Raw genomic sequence first — 17,399 nt, forward strand, 5'->3', positions numbered from 1 at the left:
GATCAGCGCTTGTATGCCCGTACTTCGGCTTCACGAAGCCGTGGAGCCAGCTTGTCGAGCACACCGTTGACGAACTTGTGGCCATCGGTGGCACCGAAGACCTTGGCCAGCTCAACACCTTCGTTGATCACAACGCGAAACGGCACGTCGACCCGCTTGATGAACTCCCAGGTGGACAGCCGCAGCACAGCCAGCTCTACCGGGTCGAGTTCTTCCAGTGGCAGGTCGAGGCACGGAGCCAGGGCCTTGTCGATCTCTTCCTTCATGACCGGAACCCCGTGCAGGATCTCCCGGAAGTAGGCGCCGTCGACATCGCTGAAATCGTTATCGACCCGGAACTGCGCTTCGATCTCGTTCAGCGACTGCTTGGCCATGTGCCACTGATACAGGGCCTGGGTCGCGAGCTGACGGGCTTCGCGACGCTTGGCGCTTTTCGATGGTTTGCCAGCATCCGCAGGTTTTGGATCGCGCGGGTTGAAACGATCGCTTTCGTCGCTAATCACTTGGCCTCCAACTGCGCCAGCAGGCTGACCATTTCCAGGGCGGACAGGGCTGCTTCAGCGCCCTTGTTGCCGGCCTTGGTGCCGGAGCGCTCGATGGCCTGTTCGATCGAATCGACAGTCAAGACACCGAAGGACACCGGTACGCCGAACTCCATGGACACCTGGGCCAGGCCCTTGGTGCACTCGCCTGCCACGTATTCGAAATGCGGAGTGCCGCCACGGATCACCGCGCCCAGGGCGATGATGGCCGCATATTCGCTTTGCTGGGCGACTTTCTGTGCAACCAGCGGGATCTCGAACGCACCCGGGGCACGGATGATGGTGATGTCGCTTTCGCTCACGCCATGGCGAACCAGGGCATCAACGGCACCGCTCACCAGGCTTTCGACGACGAAGCTGTTGAAGCGGCCAACCACCAAAGCATAGCGACCTTTGGGGGCGATGAAGGTACCTTCAATGGTCTTCAGAGTCATTCCGGGATTCTCATCTTAAAGAGCCAGGCCGCACCGACGCGGCCTGTGGGAGGTTTGGTCACGAACACGCAGTGCAATAAACGCCTGCTTTATTCGGAGGGCACGTATTCTACAACTTCCAGATCGAATCCGGATATCGCATTAAATTTCATCGGCGAACTCATCAGGCGCATTTTGCGTACGCCGAGGTCACGGAGAATCTGCGAACCCGCACCGACGGTGCTGTAGGTTGTCGGGGTTTTCACCTGAGCGCTGTCGGCGGTCTCACGGATATGCGCCAACAGCACGTCACCGTCCAAGGGGTGGCCGAGCAACAACACAACACCACTGCCCGCCTCTGCCACCGCGCTCATTGCGGCACGCAGGCTCCAGCGGCCGGGCTGCTTGACCATCAGCAGGTCACGCAGCGGGTCCATGTTGTGAACCCGAACCAGGGTCGGCTCTTCCGCGCAGATCTTGCCCAGGGTCAGTGCCAGGTGCACATCGCCCTCGACCGAGTCACGGTAGGTAACCAGGTTGAATTGGCCCAATTCGCTGTCCAGCGGCTGCTCGGAAATCCGCTGAATGGTACGTTCGTGGATCATCCGGTAGTGAATCAGGTCGGCGATAGTGCCGATCTTGATGCCGTGCTCGGCCGCAAACGCTTCCAGCTCCGGGCGACGGGACATGGTGCCGTCGTCATTCATGACCTCGCAGATCACGCCACTTGGCTCAAAACCGGCCATGCGCGCCAGATCACACGCAGCCTCGGTATGGCCTGCGCGGGCCAGCGTACCGCCGGCTTGCGCCATCAGCGGGAAGATATGGCCTGGGCTGACGATGTCTTCGGCCTTGGCATCACGCGCGGCGGCAGCCTGAACGGTACGCGCACGGTCAGCAGCGGAGATACCGGTAGTGACACCTTCGGCAGCCTCGATCGAGACCGTGAACTTGGTGCCAAAGCCCGAACCGTTGCGCGGTGCCATCAACGGCAACTTGAGCAGTTCACAGCGCTCACGCGACATCGGCATGCAGATCAGGCCCCTGGCGTGCTTGGCCATGAAGTTGATGTGCTCGGCCTTGCAGGCCTCGGCGGCCATGATCAGGTCGCCTTCGTTCTCGCGATCTTCGTCATCCATCAGGATGACCATTTTGCCCTGGCGGATGTCTTCAACCAGTTCTTCGATGCTGTTGAGCGCCACGCGGCACCCCCTTCTCATTCAGGATTTCAGGTAGCCGTTGGCGGCCAGGAAACTTTCAGTGATACCGCTGCCCTTGGTCGACTCGGCGGCTTTGTCGCCGAGCAACAGACGCTCCAGGTAGCGGGCCAGCAGGTCGACCTCAAGGTTGACCCGACGACCAGCGCGGTAGTCGGCCATGATGGTTTCGGCCAGGGTGTGGGGCACGATTGTCAGCTCGAACTCGGCGCCATCGACGGCGTTCACCGTCAGGCTGGTGCCGTCGACGGTAATCGACCCCTTGTGCGCAACGTACTTGGCCAGTTCCTTTGGCGCACGAACACGGAACTGGATGGCGCGAGCGTTATCGCTACGCGATATGATTTCGCCGACACCGTCGACGTGGCCGCTGACCAGATGACCGCCCAATCGGGTGGTCGGCGTCAGGGCTTTTTCCAGGTTGACCCGGCTGCCGCTCTTGAGGTCGGAGAAGGCAGTGCAGTCCAGGGTTTCGCGGCTGACATCGGCCCAGAAGCCGTCACCAGGCAGCTCGACTGCCGTCAGGCAGACACCATTCACCGCAATGCTGTCGCCAAGTTTCACATCGCCCAGGTCCAGCTTGCCGGTTTCGACATAAACCCGCACATCGCCACCTTTTGGGGTCAACGAGCGAATGCTGCCGATAGATTCGATAATGCCTGTGAACATGAGTCCTCCTCGAGAACGGGCCGCGCGTGGCGCAAGCCGAAAATTATACGCCGGACGTCGGCACAGGGATCGCGGTGACTCGCCAGTCATCGCCAACCGCTCGCATTTCAGTGATTTTCAGCGCCGGCGCCTCGCTCATGCGGGCCAGCGGCCAATCAAGCAGCGGCCTGGCGCTGGAGCCGAGGAACTTGCCGGCAATGAACAGTTGATACTCGTCTACCAGCCCTGACTGCGCAAATGCCCCCGCAAGCCCCGGGCCGGCCTCGACCAGCACCTCATTGACGCCTCGGGCAGCCAGCTCACGCAGCAATGCACGCAAGTCGACGCGCCCCTCCTGAGTGGGCAGTCGCAGCAGCTCCAAGCCCGCCTGAGCATAGCGCTCATCGTGTGCGGCAGCAGTCGCCACCAGCGCAGGACCGGCCTGATAGAACGCGGCCTCCAACGGCAGGCGCAAACGCCCATCGATCAGCACCCGCAGCGGCGGGCGAGCCAGCGCCAAGGCGGTATTTTCCGCATCCAGCCCCAGTTCTTCACCACGCACAGTCATCCGGGCATTGTCCGCGATCACGCTTTCAGCGCTGGTCAGCACCACACTGGAACGCGCACGCAAACGTTGAACGGCCGAGCGTGCGGCGGGGCCAGTAATCCACTGGCTCTCGCCACTGGCCATAGCGGTGCGGCCATCGAGGCTCATCGCCAGTTTGACCCGCACATAAGGCAGGCCGTGCTCCATACGCTTTAGAAAGCCCGGGTTCAACGCGCGAGCCTCGGCCTCAAGCACCCCGCTGGACACCTCAATACCGGCATCGGCCAAGCGCTTCAGGCCTTGACCGGCAACCTGTGGATTGGGGTCCTGCATGGCCGCAACAACCCGCGCCACACCGGCGTTGACCAGCGCCTCGGCACAAGGCGGTGTGCGGCCATGATGGCTGCACGGCTCAAGGGTGACATAGGCGCAGGCGCCACGGGCCAGTTCGCCTGCCTGGCGCAATGCATGAACCTCAGCATGCGGCTCACCGGCACGGACATGCCAGCCTTCACCCACCACCTGACCATCACGCACAATCACGCAGCCGACGCGAGGATTAGGGTGGGTTGAATACAGCCCCTTGCGCGCCAGTTCCAGGGCGCGGGCCATGTAGTGAGCATCCAGCACAGCGCGTTCAGTGGGCATGATCACTCTTTAGCCGGCTCTCGGGCCAGACGGTCAATCTCTTCACGGAATTCATCGAGGTCCTGGAAGCGTCGGTAAACCGAGGCGAAGCGGATGTAGGCGACTTCATCGAGCTTCTGCAGCTCGGCCATCACCAGTTCGCCCACGACCAGCGACTTGACCTCACGCTCGCCGGTTGCCCGCAGCTTGTGCTTGATATGCGCCAGTGCCGCTTCCAGTCGCTCGACGCTGACCGGGCGCTTCTCCAGCGCACGCTGCATACCGGCGCGCAGCTTGTCTTCATCGAACGGCTGTCGGCTGCCATCCTGCTTGATCAAGCGAGGCAGAACCAATTCGGCGGTTTCAAAGGTGGTAAAGCGCTCACCGCAGGCGACGCATTCGCGCCGACGGCGCACTTGCTCACCCTCGGCGACCAGTCGCGAGTCGATGACTTTGGTGTCGTTGGCACCGCAGAAGGGACAGTGCATGGTGGCAGGCAACAAAAAAAGGGAGGGCCATGGTAGCGCATCTCACTGGCAAGACAAGCCAAAGGGTTTACCATCCAGTGAGGAAACGTCCTCAAGGAACCTCTTCATGCGCTTTCGAGCACTCATTCTGCTCAGTTTTGCCGGCCTGCTCGTCGCCTGCAGTAGCGATGCGCCCAAACAGACGCAGACAGAAACCTCCCCGACCACCGGCACCTTGCCTGCGGCCCCCGGCCCTCTGCCGGCCTATCAGCGCGAACTCAGCGGCACCCTGCTGGGCATACCGGCCAACGCCGATGTTGAGCTGGCGTTGCTGGTCATTGACGAACGCGGTCGTCCGCAGCGCTTGCTGGCCAGCAGCTCACTCGCAGGTAACGGTCAGGCACTGCCCTTTCATTTACGCTTCAACCCGGAAGCCTTCCCCAGTGGAGCACGTGTTGAACTGCGCGGTCGGGCCAGTCAGTCAGGGCAACTGATCCTGCACTTGCCGGCACTGCGGGTTACCCAGGCAACCACCCAGGCCACCGGGCCGCTGCGCTTTGAGAAGGCGCCATGACGGCAGCACCGTCATCACTGCAAGGGGCATTGAGTGGACTGCTCGGCGATGCGCGTCTTGTCGCCAGCCACCTGCCGGGCAGCGATCTGAAGCTCTGGCTGATCGATGCGGACAACATGGACCGCGCCTTCAGCCCCGAAGAGACCCGACGCATCCTCCATGAGCCGCCATATTGGAGCTTTTGCTGGGCCAGCGGCCTGGCCATGGCGCGCTATTTGTGCGAGCGACCGGAGTGGGTTGAGGGTAAGCGCGTGCTCGACTTCGGCGCAGGCTCTGGCGTTGCAGGTATTGCCGCGGCCAAGGCCGGCGCCCTTGAAGTGGTGGCCTGCGACCTCGACCCTCTGGCGCTGGACGCCTGCCGGGCCAATGCCGAACTGAACGGGGTGAACCTGAACTACTCCACGGACTTCTTTGCCGAAGCCGACCGCTTCGACCTGATTCTGGTCGCCGACGTGCTCTATGACCGGGCCAACCTGCCGCTGCTCGACGAATTCCTCAGCCGCGGCCGTGAAGCCTTGGTGGCCGACTCCCGCGTGCGCGACTTCAGCCACCCGTTGTATCAATCACTGGGCGTCCTCGAAGCCCTGACCCTGCCGGACCTGGCCGAGCCTCACGAATTCCGCCGGGTCAGCCTGTACCACGCCAGCCGACAGCCTTTATAGTGCTGCCATTCAAGGATTTGCGAGAGTCGCGATGAGTCAAGAAACGCCGTACATTTTCGACGCCAGCGCTGCCAACTTCGATCAGCTGGTGATCGCCAACTCCCATCACAAACCGGTGCTGGTGGATTTCTGGGCCGAATGGTGTGCGCCGTGCAAAGCGCTGATGCCGCTGCTTGCACAAATCACGGAGAGCTACCAAGGCGAGCTGCTGCTGGCCAAGGTCAACTGTGACATCGAACAGGATATCGTTGCACGCTTCGGTATCCGCAGCCTGCCGACCGTAGTGCTGTTCAAGGATGGTCAACCGGTTGATGGCTTCGCGGGTGCCCAGCCCGAGTCGGCAATCCGAGCGCTGCTCGAGCCTCATGTTCAAATGCCGCCGCCACCAGCCGCCGACCCTATGGTGCTGGCGCAGGCACTGTTTGCTGAAGGGCGCTTTGGTGAAGCCGAGGCCACCCTCAAGGCACTGCTCACTGAAGACAACAGCAATGCCGGCGCACTGATTCTCTACGCCCGCTGCCTGGCAGAACGCGGTGAGCTGGGCGAAGCCCAGACCGTCCTCGATGCCGTGAAAAGCGATGAGCACAAGGCCGCACTGGCAGGCGCCAAAGCCCAGTTGACCTTCCTGCGGCAAGTGACGGCCTTGCCTGACGCCGCCACCCTCAAGACGCGCCTGGCGCAGAATGCAGAGGATGATGAAGCGCTGTACCAACTGGCGATTCACCAACTGTCACGCCAGCAATACGAAGCGGCGCTAGAGGCACTGCTGAAACTGTTCGTGCGCAACCGTGGCTATGACGGTGGCCTGCCGCACAAGACATTGCTGCAGGTGTTCGACCTGCTCGGCAATGATCACCCGCTGGTGGGTACCTATCGACGCAAGCTGTTTGCAGCGCTGTACTAAGCAGTCTATCGCCGGCGCCTGCACACGCGGCAGGCGCCGGACGCTCATCCAAGCCAGCGATACACCGGCGCATCCGCCCCGCTTTCAACCTTCACCTGTGCACTGTGGCGCAAGCGCACCAGCAGTCGCTTGCCGGCCGCCGCACTGCCAGCAAGCGCAGCCAAGCCTTCCAACAACGCCGGCCCATTGAGCTGCCCGGCCTGACGCAACAAGGTCAGTGCCGCTTGCCACTGCACATCATCCGGACGCACGCTCGACACACTGGCTTCGGTAGGCGGAGTCGCGGGCAGAGCACGTTCCAGATGCCCACCCAACTGCGCCCACTCGGCCGGATCAAGCTCCAGTGTCAGGTCCACCGGCCAGTCACCAATATGTCCACGAATACGCACAGGCCTCTCCTTCAGATCATCCGATAGCCCATGCTCCCATGGCGACAGGCTGCCGCCAAGCACACTGGCAACCACTCGACAACTTGTTATAACATTGCGATTCAAGCCCCACCTCTACGGAGACCGTTCCATGCGCCGTCTGCTGCTCGCCTTGCCGTTTGCCCTGTTGCCACTCACGGCAGCACACGCCGAGAAAGACCATGATCATGCCCATGGCAGCCTTGACGCCCACGAGCATGGCGTGGCGCATCTCAATGTCGTGCTCGATGACAAGACACTTGAGCTGGAACTGGAAAGCCCGGCCATGAACCTGGTGGGGTTTGAGCATGCGGCCAACAGTGCGGCCGACAAGGCCAAGGTCGCGGCCGTCCGCAAACAACTGGAGCAGCCGTTGACACTGTTTGGCTTGGCCAATGCGGCGCAGTGCACGGAAACCGACGAAGCCCTGGAAAGCCCATTATTCGATGATGCGCCATCTGACGATGACGCCACCGATGATCACCACGCCGCCCACGAACACGAACACGAACACAGCGAGATCCGCGCCCATTACCAACTGACTTGTGAACAGCCAGGCAAACTGGCCAACCTGGATTTGGGCCCACTGTTCAAAGCCTTCCCCGCCACTCAGAAAATTACGGTGCAGTTGATCGGCCCCAATGGCCAGAAAGGCCTGGAAGCAACCCCGAACAAGGCCACGGTTGCGTTCTGAATGCGCCAGCCACTGATCGAGTTGACAGACCTGGCGTTCGCCTGGCCGGGCCATCCACCCTTGCTGGATATCCCGGCCTTCCATTTGGATGCGGGTGAATCGCTATTCCTCAAAGGCCCCAGTGGTAGCGGCAAAACCACCCTGCTCGGCCTGCTTGGCGGCGTGCAGCAACCTGACCGCGGCAGCATTCGCCTGCTCGGTCAGACGCTGAGCACGCTCAAGCAAGGCGCTCGCGATCGCTTTCGCGTTGACCATACCGGCTACATCTTCCAGCAGTTCAACCTGCTGCCGTTTCTCTCGGTCCGCGAAAACGTCGAACTGCCCTGCCGCTTCTCCAAGGTTCGCGCAGCCAAGGCCTGTGAGCGCTACGGCAGTGTCGATCAGGCTGCCGCCAGCCTGCTGGCTCATCTGGGCCTGAAAGACCCCGCCTTGTTGATGCGTCGTGCCGACAGCCTGTCGATTGGCCAGCAGCAACGCGTCGCCGCAGCCCGCGCATTGATTGGCCAACCTGAGCTGGTGATCGCCGACGAGCCAACCTCAGCCCTCGATGCTGACAGTCGTGAGGCGTTTATCCGCCTGCTGTTCGCAGAGTGCAGAGCGGCCGGCTCCAGTTTGCTGTTTGTCAGCCATGACCAGAGCCTGGCGCCCTTGTTCGACCGCCACCTGTCGTTGTCAGAACTCAACCGCGCGGCCCGTCCGGCCAATGACCTGGAGGCCTGATGTACCTGCTACGCCTTGCACTAGCCAGCCTGGCCAATCGACGCTTTACCGCCTTCCTGACCGCCTTTGCCATTGCTTTGTCCGTGTGCCTGCTGCTGGCAGTGGAACGCGTACGCACTGAAGCCCGTGCCAGCTTCGCCAGTACCATCAGCGGCACCGACCTGATCGTCGGCGCACGCTCCGGCTCGGTGAACCTGCTGCTGTATTCGGTGTTTCGCATTGGCAATGCCACCAACAACATTCGCTGGGACAGCTATGAGCATTACGCCAGCGACCCACGGGTGAAATGGGCAATTCCGATTTCCTTGGGTGACTCGCACCGTGGCTACCGCGTGATGGGCACGTCCGAGGCCTACTTTGAGCACTACCAGTACGGCCACAAGCAATCCTTGCAACTGGCTCAAGGCCGCGCCTTTGCCAATGACCCGTTTGAAGTGGTACTGGGCGCCGAAGTCGCGCAGGCCCTGCATTACGCCCTGGGCGACAAGCTGGTACTGGCTCACGGCGTGGCGGCAATCAGTCTGGTCAAACATGACGACAAGCCGTTCACGGTGGTCGGTATTCTGCAGCGAACCGGCACACCGGTAGACCGCACACTGCACATCAGCCTGGGCGGTATGGAAGCAATCCACGTTGACTGGCACAACGGTGTTCCCGCGCGCGGGGCAGGCCGTGTCAGCGCCGATCAGGCACGCAACATGGACCTGACGCCCAGCGCCATTACCGCGTTCATGCTCGGCCTGAACAACAAAATCGCCACCTTTGCTCTGCAACGCGAGATCAACGAGTACCGTAATGAACCACTGCAGGCCATTCTGCCAGGCGTCGCCCTGCAAGAACTGTGGAGCCTGATGAGCACTGCCGAGCAGGCGCTGTTCGTGGTATCCCTGTTCGTCGTGCTGACCGGCCTGATTGGCATGCTGACCGCCATTCTCACCAGCCTGAACGAGCGACGCCGGGAAATGGCCATACTGCGCTCGGTGGGTGCCCGCCCTTGGCACATCGCCGGCCTGCTGGTGCTGGAAGCCTTTGCGTTGTCGGTTGCAGGCATACTCGCAGGCCTGTCCCTGCTTTACCTGGGTATCGCCCTGGCCCAAGGGTATGTGCAAGCCAACTATGGCCTTTACCTGCCACTGGCCTGGCCCAGCAGCCACGAATGGACATTGCTGGCAATCATCCTGGGCGCCGCGCTATTGATGGGCAGCGTGCCCGCTTGGCGTGCCTATCGGCAGTCACTGGCGGACGGTCTGTCGATTCACTTATGAGACCGATACCCATGGCCCGCGCCCTGTTCTTGTTGCTACTGGTTGCCACACCGCTGTGGGCGGACGAACCCCGCACCCTGGAATGGCCACAGCTGATCCCTCCTGGCGCACCGGTGATCGAGCCGCAGATGGCACCCTTGCATGACCTGTCACAACTGGGCAATGCGCTGGCGGCAGAGAGTGCCCCGGCAGCGCACCAGCAAGCGCCGGATGCGCCGGTCGTCCAGGCGCTGGACGGTCAGCAGGTCAAGCTACCTGGCTACATCGTACCGCTGGAGGTCAACGAGGAGGGGCGTACGACTGAGTTCCTTCTGGTGCCTTACTACGGCGCGTGCATTCATGTGCCTCCGCCCCCGTCCAACCAGATCGTGCATGTGGTCAGTGAGCTCGGCATAAAGGTCGATGCGCTTTACCAGCCGTACTGGATCGAAGGCCCGATGCGTGTCCAGTCGTCGAGCAGTGAGCTGGCTGAAGCGGGTTATCAGATGGACGCCGAGAAAATCTACGCCTATGAACTACAATAAGAGCCGCTCTGGAGCGCTATCGCGGTTTCATTGAGCTGAGTCAAATTCTCCCCGCTGCTGGCTCTTTACCATTGGCACATTACATTCTAAATGTCCTTTGGGAGCTTCCATGAACAAGTCCTTGCTTGGCGCCTCGCTGATTGCCCTGGCGCTTACAGCCCCTGTTGCCCACGCCCACAAGGCGGGTGAATTTATTATGCGTGCTGGCGCTATCACCACCGCTCCTAACGAAGACAGCGGCAACCTCAAGCTGGACGGCAACAAGGTTCCCGGCACCAAAGCGACGCTGGACAGCGATACCCAACTGGGCTTGACCTTCGCCTACATGCTGACCGACCACGTTGGCCTGGAACTGCTGGCGGCGACGCCATTCCAGCACACCGTTAGCGTCAAGGGCGCAGGCCTGGACGGCAAACTGGGCGACATCAAACACCTGCCACCGACCCTGTCGCTGCAGTACTACCCGCTTGACGCGAGCTCCAAGTTCCAGCCGTATGCCGGTATCGGCCTGAACTACACCATGTTCTTCGATGAAGACCTGAGCAGCAACCGCAAGGCCCAGGGCTTCAGCAACCTGAAACTGAAGGACTCGGTAGGCCTGGCTGGCCAACTGGGCATGGACTACATGCTGACCGACAACTTCCTGGTCAACGCTGCGGTCTGGTATATCGACATCGACACCGAGGCCAGCATCGATGGCCCGAGCGCGCTGAACGTAGGCAAGACCAAGGTCGACGTGGATGTCGATCCATGGGTCTACATGGTCGGCGTCGGCTACAAGTTCTAAGGCCTGGCCTTAATAAAAAACGGCGATTAAATCGCCGTTTTTTTGTTTCAGCGCCCCAGAAGCCGGGCAAGGCCTTCGGCCATTGGCGTAGGTTCGGGAAAGCGGAAGCGCTGCAGCAGGCGGGTATTGTCTGCACGCGAATGGCGGATATCGCCAGAACGCGCAGGCCCATGACTGATCGCAGGCAAGCTGCCGACCACCGTTTTCAGGGCAGCCAACAGTTGGTTCAACGAGGTGGCCTGATTCAAGCCGACGTTCACTGCACCCTCTTCCACCTGATCCAGCGTCAGCGCCTGCAGCATCACACTCACCAGATCACCGACATAGACGAAGTCGCGGGTCTGCTCGCCATCACCAAACACAGTAATGGGCTGCCCGCTGAGCGCCCGCTCGCTGAAGATGCTGATCACGCCCGAATACGGCGATGAAGGGTCCTGGCGCGGACCGAAAATATTGAAGAAGCGAAACACTACGGGCTCCAGGCCATGCTGACGGCGGTAGAAGTCCAGGTAGTGTTCACTGGCCAACTTATCCACAGCATAAGGCGTGAGGGGCGCCTTGGGCGTCTCCTCACTGATCGATTCGCCTTCACCGTTGTTGCCATACACGGCTGCACTGGAGGCGAAGAGCACCCGCCGAATGCCGGCCAGGCGCATAGCCTCACACACATTCAGCGTGCCGATGAAATTGCTCTGGTGAGTTTTCACCGGGTCTTCGACCGACGCCTGGACCGAGGCCACCGCAGCCAGGTGAACCACCGCCTGGCACCCTGCCGCCGCCTGGGCGACCAGCGCCGCGTCAGCGACATCGCCTTCGATCAGTTGCAGCTTGGGGTGCTGCAACTGCAGGTTGCTGCGCTTGCCGGTGGACAGGTCATCCAGTACCCGCACCGCGTAGCCGTTTGCCAACAGCGCGTCGCTCAAGTGAGAGCCGATGAAGCCTGCGCCGCCGGTAATCAGAATAGGTGCATCAGCCATGTCGGTAGAATCGATCCAGTAGTGTCGGCAGGCCGGCACGCCAGGCGCGCGGCTTGATACCGAAGGTGTGCAGAATTTTCTTGCAGGCCAGCACCGCGTGCTGTGGCTCTTCAGCCGCATCCGGGCGTGCCGCGTGCGCCTGTGCAGTCGGCGCTTCGACAGCAAGCTTGTGAAGCTGCGAGGCTTCACTGAGGATCGCCTGGCCTAGCGCGAGCGGCGTAGTCGCCTCATTGCCCGCGTAATGGTAAGTGCCCCACAGTGGGGCCGCGCAATCCAGCTGCTTGAGCACGGAGAGAATGACCCGTGCGGCATCATCGACTGGCGTCGGGTTTCCACGGCGGTCGTCCGCCAGCAGTAACTCCTGAGCCTGTTCGGCGCGCGTCAGGAAGCGCCCAAGAACGCCGTCCAGGCTTTCGTCGAGCAACCAGCCAAAGCGCAGCAGTACATGCTGCGGGCAGGTGGCGCGGACGCTCTGCTCGATCCGCCAGAGCGCTTGCCCGCGCAGGCCCAACGGCACTGGCTCGTCCTTCTCACTGTAGGCCGTGGCCCGAGAACCATCGAACACGCGGTAGCTGGAAGGCTGTACCAGGATAATGCCGTGGTGCTGGCACAGCTCAGCCAGACGCTCTACCGAGCGCTCCTGCTGTGCCAGTCGTTGCTCGCTGACCGACTCGGCCTGAAACCAGTCGAAATAATAGGCCAGATTCACCAACGCATCGGGGCGGGTGTCATCCAGTAACTGGGTCAGGCTGGCAGCGTCCCACCCCTTATCCGGCGGACGCGGCGCCAGAAAGCCGATGTCTTCCTCGGCTCCAAGGCGAATCAGCGCTTGCCCGAGGGCACTTCCACCACCCAACAGCATCAGGCGCATTCGCATAGAGTCAGCAGGTCCGGTCAGAAATAGGGGAAAGCGGATATTTTGCGGCTTCCTGCGGGGGATGTCCAACCTGCGGGTTGGCGGAAGGCAGCGGGAGTCGAACCTGCCCGGGAACGGCTGCCGTCCCCAACCGGGTTTGAAGCCCGGCCGCGCCACCGGGCGCGATTGCCTTCCTTGTCATACGTCGCGGGGTACGTGGGCCAGCGCATTGTCCTGCCGTATGCGACGCTGGTCGCCGAGACGGCGGGTCAGGCCGACACGGTCGAAATACTCGAGAATCTGAATACTGCGTTTACGGCCGATACCCAGCACATCGCGAAAACGCACCACCTGCACACTCAGGTCCTCGGCAGCCACCTGCATGAGCATAGCCGCCATTTTTCGCACTGTGGCGTCCGGGTAAAACAGGTCGCGCACCACCTGATGAACTTGCCCCAAGCGCGCCATCTTGCGTAACAGCAGCCGTACCGCGGCCTCCTCGCTGTGGGTTGCACGGGCCAGGTCACGCACCCAGGGCGGGTCGAAACCGGACGCCTGCACGTACGGCTGCAACTGCTCCCACAACGCCATGTCCGCGTCGCTCAGACGCGCCTGGTGTTCCGGCAGGTGCAACCAAGGCCCACTGCTGGCAAGTAACCCGGCGGCCAGCAGTTCCTCAATCAAGCTGATGAACACCGGGCGCTCCAACGGCAACGCCACGAAACGTCGCAAGCGGTCACGGTCAGGGCCTAGTTGATCCGGCTCGAGCGTATGAAACCGGGCCAGTTGCACCAGCACCTCCTGCTTGAGCGCCTGCCACTGGGCTGTCGCGAACAACCGTGCACCCTGGCGCGTGGCAACAACACTGACGTCCTCGGGTAAACGCCAACTGCTGCGCAGGCGATTGAACTGACGCTCCAGCTGTTGCGGGTCCAGCCCGGTCGCCCCCTGCGCAAGCAGGGCCGGTAGCGCCTGCTCCAGGCTCTCGGCCTCGGCCAGCGCGTGCAACTGCGCCAGCCGCGCCGGGCTGCGACGCTGCCTGGCCGGGGCAAAGGGGTCCAGCACCTTACCGCCACCAAGGGTGCGCTGAGCGCGCTGGTCGCGCAGCACAAGGTGATCGCCATGCACGGTGTGCAATGGGGCGTTGAGCAGCAGTTGCGCGAACATGCGCCCACCGGGCGCCAGGCATTCCCCCTGCAACAGGGCGACCTTGGCGGTGACATCCTGGGTGCCAAGGTGCACATGCACCGAACTGAAATGCTCAAACTGGCGTGTTTCGCTGCCCAGCAACTGCAACTCGATATCCACACGCTGAGTCGTAGCATACAACCACTCGGCCAGTAGCCAATCACCCCGGTGAATCTGCTCCACCCCCAGGCGCTCGGCACTGATGTTCAAGGCCACCCGCTGCCCGGCCCATGCTTCGACTGCGGCCTGGTTCTGGGCATGCAGGCCACGCACGCGCACCGGTTTGCCGGCCCTGCCCAACAGCAACGTGTCACCCACCTGCACATGGCCGGCCAATGCCGTGCCGGTCACCACAATACCTGCGCCAGCAACGCTGAATGCGCGGTCGATGGCCAGGCGAAAACCTCCTGCACTGCTGCGCCGTTGAACGTCACGCTGCGCGCTCAAGAGCGCCTGACGCAGTGCTTCGATACCGCTACCAGACACACTCGACACCACGAATTGAGCTGCGCCCGCATAAGGCCCTGCCGCCAGCAAGGTGCGCACCTCGCGCTGCACCTCCTGCACCCTGGCAGGCTCGACGCGGTCACATTTGCTGATGACCACCAGCGCCCTCGGGATACCCAGCAGCTCGACAATCGCCAGATGCTCACGGGTCTGCGGCATCACCCCGTCGTCGGCCGCTACGACCAACAACACAAGGTCAATGCCGTGCGCCCCGGCGAGCATGTTGTGGATAAACCGCTCATGCCCAGGTACATCAATAAAACCGGTCTGTTCGGCCCCCACCTGCAACGACGCATAGCGATACCCCAGGTCGATGGTGATACCGCGTTCGCGCTCCTCCCGGCGACGATCGCCTGCCTGCCCGGTCAATGCCTCTAGCAGCGCAGTCTTGCCGTGATCGATATGCCCGGCCGTTCCGACAATCACCTTGCAATCGCTCCCAGCCGCAGTTGCGGCAACTGCTCAAGCCAGCCCGCTTCGTCATCCAACTGGCGCAGGTCCATCCACAGCGCATCGTCATCAATGCGCCCCAGCACGGGTATCGGCAAGGCGCGCAACGCCGCCTCCAGCGCGAGCAAGTGACGCCCGCGCAAACGCTTGGACGCGTGCGCGCGCACACACAGGGCGGCGCTGGGCAAGCGGGCCACAGGCTGACTGCCACTGCCGATCATGCCGAGTGCGGGTTTCACACTGACCGTCCACAACTCACCCAGCGCGTGCGCCAGCACCGGTGCCAGGCGCTCGGCTTGCGCCAGAATATCGGCCTGAGGGCGGGTCAGCAGGCGTAGGCTGGGCAAGCGCTCAGCCAGCCGCTCAGGGTTGCGGTACAAGCCCAGCACAGCTTCCAGTGCAGCGAGAGTCAACTTATCCACACGCAGGGCACGCTTGAGCGGGTTTTTCTTGATCTGTGCAATCAACGCCTTGCGGCCTACGATCAAGCCCGCCTGAGGCCCACCCAGCAGTTTGTCGCCGCTGAAGGTGACGATATCGGCCCCGTCAGCCAAGGACTGGCGAACCGTCGGCTCGGCAGGTAGCCCCCAGCGCGTCAGGTCCAGAAGGCTTCCACTGCCCAGGTCCTCCAACAGCGGCAGACCATGCCGGTGGGCCAGTTCCGCCAGCGCTTGGGTCGGTACCTGATGGGTGAACCCCTGAATGCTGTAATTGCTGCAATGTACGCGCATCAACAGGCCGCTGCGCGGGCCGATGGCGGCTTCATAGTCACGCGCATGCGTGCGGTTGGTTGTGCCCACTTCATGCAGTTTTACGCCAGCACGCGCCATGATGTCGGGGATCCGAAAGGCGCCACCGATCTCGATCAACTCACCGCGTGAGATGATCCCCTCCTTGCGCGCCCCCAGACTATTGAGTGCCAGCAACACCGCTGCTGCATTGTTGTTCACCACCGTGACGGCTTCGGCACCGGTCAGCTCAAGGATCAGGCCCTCGATCAAGTCATCGCGGTCGCCGCGCTTGCCGCTCTCCAGGTCAAACTCCAGGTTCAGTGGATAGCGCGCAGCCTGCTGCACCGCATGAATGGCTTCTTCCGGCAGCAGTGCTCGCCCCAGGTTGGTGTGCAACACCGTACCGGTCAGGTTGAACACCCGACGCACCTGGCTTTGATGCTGCACCGCCAAACGCTCACCCACCCTGCCAGCCAGCACCTCGGGTATCAGCTCAATGGCCTCCAACTGCCCCAGCCGAGCGGGTTCTCGCAGGTCATCGAGTACGTGCCGTAGAGCACTGAGTAACGCCTCGCGCCCATAGCGCTCTGCCAACGGCTGGCAGGCCGGGCTACGCAACAGGCTATCGACGGAAGGAAGGCGCGCAGGCAGCGGGGCTAAACTGGAAGGCATCAAAGACTCTCCGGTCATCGCGCTCTCGACGTGCGGCAGCGGCCGACTCTGCCGACGAAGGGAGCCGGGAACCCTGAGTGTAGCCGCTGGGCTCAGTCCCCTCCTAGCGCCAGCAGCAGGTTCGGTGCCAGGCGCTGATACCACTCCTGATCCAGACGCAAATCAAGGGCCAGGCTGGCTAGGTCGGCACTCAAGGCTTCCGCTTCGGCGTCATGCTCCAGATAGACCAGTTTCAAATAGCTGTTACACCCCGCACAGCACTCGGCACGCAGCGGTGCCTGGCCGGCAGGGTGGCGGTCATCCTCGAAGCTGTAGTAACGCAGCCCCTTGCTCTGTTCGCAGTATATGCATTTCACCCGTACCACATGCCACTCGCAGGCACACAAGGAGCAGACCAGATAACGCAACCCATTGAATTTGCCCCTATGGCGAATCACCCCGGCCATGGCCGGCGAGCCACAGGCCGGGCATTGCCTGAGGGTATCGCCGGGCCTGAGTAGATCTTCCGGCAAACTCAACAGCCAGTGGCTCCAGGCCACTTGCAGCGCAGCACCGAGAAAGGGCACCAAGGCCGCCGGCAGCCCAGCGTACTGCCCGCCGAGCAAGGCCAATGCCCACACCTTGCGCTGCCCGGGGCTGGCAGCGCGCAACTGTGCCAGTGCCGCACGCACAGGTTCCGAAGAGGCCTGATACTGCTGCAGCAATGCCTCCAGGTACGGCTGCCAATCGGCTTCGCGCACAAGGCTGTCTGCGGCCAGCGGTGGCAGACCGTGCTCAAGACACAGGCGGATGCGCTCAGGGTCTGGCGCGCAGATGTCCGGGGGCTGATCCAGCAAGCCTTGCTGGAGCTGACAAAGGCTGGCAGCAAAGCGCAGATAATCAGCCAGAGGATGCCCTGCAGCCATGTGCTCAAGACGCACACGGCGCAGGTCAAACAGGTTCGCAGGAGGCAAATGGATGAACGGCGGGGCACTCGCTGCCGCTTCGATATGGCCCGGTTCAAGTATCCTGCTCAAGCCG

The 17,399-nt window shown here is 62.3% G+C and carries 20 protein-coding genes and 1 tRNA gene; 8 read left to right on the plus strand and 13 right to left on the minus strand.

From position 1 onward, the window contains the following. Positions 1-2: 2 nt before the first annotated feature. The 6 genes from nusB to nrdR all read right to left on the minus strand — a co-directional run bounded on the left by nusB (position 3) and on the right by nrdR (position 4,482). Positions 3-503, minus strand: a complete 501-nt coding sequence (gene nusB, locus AB7M23_RS03565) for a transcription antitermination factor NusB (RefSeq protein ID WP_065759167.1) — start codon at positions 501-503, stop codon at positions 3-5. Further along, positions 500-976, minus strand: a complete 477-nt coding sequence (gene ribH / locus AB7M23_RS03570; protein ID WP_065759168.1) for a 6,7-dimethyl-8-ribityllumazine synthase — start codon at positions 974-976, stop codon at positions 500-502. Before ribH ends, nusB begins: the two co-directional genes overlap by 4 nt. Positions 977-1,065: 89 nt before the next feature. Then, complete coding sequence (ribBA, locus tag AB7M23_RS03575; protein ID WP_454240222.1) at positions 1,066-2,157, minus strand: bifunctional 3,4-dihydroxy-2-butanone-4-phosphate synthase/GTP cyclohydrolase II; 1,092 nt, start codon at positions 2,155-2,157, stop codon at positions 1,066-1,068. A gap of 18 nt (positions 2,158-2,175) precedes the next feature. Further along, positions 2,176-2,841 carry a riboflavin synthase gene (locus AB7M23_RS03580; RefSeq protein ID WP_065759170.1) on the minus strand — a complete coding sequence of 222 codons (666 nt, stop codon included), beginning with the start codon at positions 2,839-2,841 and terminating at the stop codon, positions 2,176-2,178. Positions 2,842-2,884: 43 nt separating this feature from the next. Further along, a complete protein-coding gene (gene ribD, locus AB7M23_RS03585; RefSeq protein ID WP_454240223.1) occupies positions 2,885-4,015 on the minus strand; it encodes a bifunctional diaminohydroxyphosphoribosylaminopyrimidine deaminase/5-amino-6-(5-phosphoribosylamino)uracil reductase RibD in 1,131 nt (376 codons plus the stop codon). A 2-nt stretch (positions 4,016-4,017) separates the two neighbouring features. After that, a complete protein-coding gene (gene nrdR, locus AB7M23_RS03590; protein WP_065759210.1) occupies positions 4,018-4,482 on the minus strand; it encodes a transcriptional regulator NrdR in 465 nt (154 codons plus the stop codon). A gap of 106 nt (positions 4,483-4,588) precedes the next feature. On the opposite strand from nrdR, the gene AB7M23_RS03595 reads away from it, so the two are divergent. The 3 genes from AB7M23_RS03595 to trxA are packed head-to-tail and all read left to right on the plus strand — an operon-like array spanning position 4,589 to position 6,601. Beyond that, entirely contained in the window at positions 4,589-5,035 is a 447-nt protein-coding gene (locus AB7M23_RS03595) for a YbaY family lipoprotein (RefSeq protein ID WP_454240224.1), read from the plus strand. Further along, entirely contained in the window at positions 5,032-5,697 is a 666-nt protein-coding gene (locus AB7M23_RS03600) for a class I SAM-dependent methyltransferase (RefSeq protein ID WP_330522790.1), read from the plus strand. The genes AB7M23_RS03595 and AB7M23_RS03600 overlap by 4 nt, the downstream gene beginning before the upstream one ends. 31 nt (positions 5,698-5,728) lie before the next feature. Continuing rightward, complete coding sequence (trxA, locus tag AB7M23_RS03605; RefSeq protein WP_454240225.1) at positions 5,729-6,601, plus strand: thioredoxin; 873 nt, start codon at positions 5,729-5,731, stop codon at positions 6,599-6,601. A 44-nt stretch (positions 6,602-6,645) separates the two neighbouring features. Here trxA and AB7M23_RS03610 read toward each other — a convergent pair whose 3' ends face one another. Continuing rightward, positions 6,646-6,990 (minus strand): hypothetical protein, encoded by a 345-nt coding sequence (locus AB7M23_RS03610; protein WP_454240226.1) that lies wholly within the window; start codon positions 6,988-6,990, stop codon positions 6,646-6,648. Between the two features lie 130 nt (positions 6,991-7,120). Between AB7M23_RS03610 and AB7M23_RS03615 the strand changes: the two genes are divergently transcribed. The 5 genes from AB7M23_RS03615 to AB7M23_RS03635 all read left to right on the plus strand — a co-directional run bounded on the left by AB7M23_RS03615 (position 7,121) and on the right by AB7M23_RS03635 (position 10,998). Next, positions 7,121-7,702, plus strand: coding sequence for a DUF2796 domain-containing protein (locus AB7M23_RS03615; RefSeq protein WP_330522793.1), 582 nt, complete (start codon positions 7,121-7,123; stop codon positions 7,700-7,702). Beyond that, positions 7,703-8,422, plus strand: a complete 720-nt coding sequence (locus AB7M23_RS03620) for an ABC transporter ATP-binding protein (RefSeq protein ID WP_102051711.1) — start codon at positions 7,703-7,705, stop codon at positions 8,420-8,422. After that, the gene (locus tag AB7M23_RS03625) at positions 8,422-9,687 is read left to right on the plus strand and encodes an ABC transporter permease (protein WP_454240227.1); all 1,266 of its coding nucleotides are present in this window, start codon (positions 8,422-8,424) and stop codon (positions 9,685-9,687) included. Before AB7M23_RS03620 ends, AB7M23_RS03625 begins: the two co-directional genes overlap by 1 nt. Positions 9,688-9,698: 11 nt before the next feature. Then, a complete protein-coding gene (locus tag AB7M23_RS03630; protein ID WP_454242144.1) occupies positions 9,699-10,211 on the plus strand; it encodes a DUF3299 domain-containing protein in 513 nt (170 codons plus the stop codon). A gap of 109 nt (positions 10,212-10,320) precedes the next feature. Beyond that, a complete protein-coding gene (locus tag AB7M23_RS03635; RefSeq protein WP_454240228.1) occupies positions 10,321-10,998 on the plus strand; it encodes an OmpW/AlkL family protein in 678 nt (225 codons plus the stop codon). A 47-nt stretch (positions 10,999-11,045) separates the two neighbouring features. Here AB7M23_RS03635 and AB7M23_RS03640 read toward each other — a convergent pair whose 3' ends face one another. The 6 genes from AB7M23_RS03640 to fdhE all read right to left on the minus strand — a co-directional run bounded on the left by AB7M23_RS03640 (position 11,046) and on the right by fdhE (position 17,395). After that, positions 11,046-11,975: an NAD-dependent epimerase/dehydratase family protein gene (locus tag AB7M23_RS03640; RefSeq protein ID WP_099775953.1), complete on the minus strand. Its 930-nt coding sequence runs from the start codon at positions 11,973-11,975 to the stop codon at positions 11,046-11,048. Beyond that, positions 11,968-12,852 (minus strand): sugar nucleotide-binding protein, encoded by an 885-nt coding sequence (locus AB7M23_RS03645; RefSeq protein ID WP_065759182.1) that lies wholly within the window; start codon positions 12,850-12,852, stop codon positions 11,968-11,970. Before AB7M23_RS03645 ends, AB7M23_RS03640 begins: the two co-directional genes overlap by 8 nt. Positions 12,853-12,930: 78 nt before the next feature. Beyond that, positions 12,931-13,026, minus strand: a tRNA-Sec gene (locus tag AB7M23_RS03650). Between the two features lie 3 nt (positions 13,027-13,029). After that, a complete protein-coding gene (selB, locus tag AB7M23_RS03655) occupies positions 13,030-14,952 on the minus strand; it encodes a selenocysteine-specific translation elongation factor (protein WP_454240229.1) in 1,923 nt (640 codons plus the stop codon). Then, on the minus strand, positions 14,949-16,379 hold the full coding sequence (selA, locus tag AB7M23_RS03660; protein ID WP_454240230.1) for an L-seryl-tRNA(Sec) selenium transferase: 1,431 nt from the start codon (positions 16,377-16,379) through the stop codon (positions 14,949-14,951). Before selA ends, selB begins: the two co-directional genes overlap by 4 nt. A 92-nt stretch (positions 16,380-16,471) precedes the next feature. Beyond that, positions 16,472-17,395 carry a formate dehydrogenase accessory protein FdhE gene (fdhE, locus tag AB7M23_RS03665; protein ID WP_454240231.1) on the minus strand — a complete coding sequence of 308 codons (924 nt, stop codon included), beginning with the start codon at positions 17,393-17,395 and terminating at the stop codon, positions 16,472-16,474. Between the last annotated feature and the right edge of the window lie 4 nt (positions 17,396-17,399).

It is taken from the genome of Pseudomonas sp. HLS-6 TE3448, from assembly GCF_053629555.1.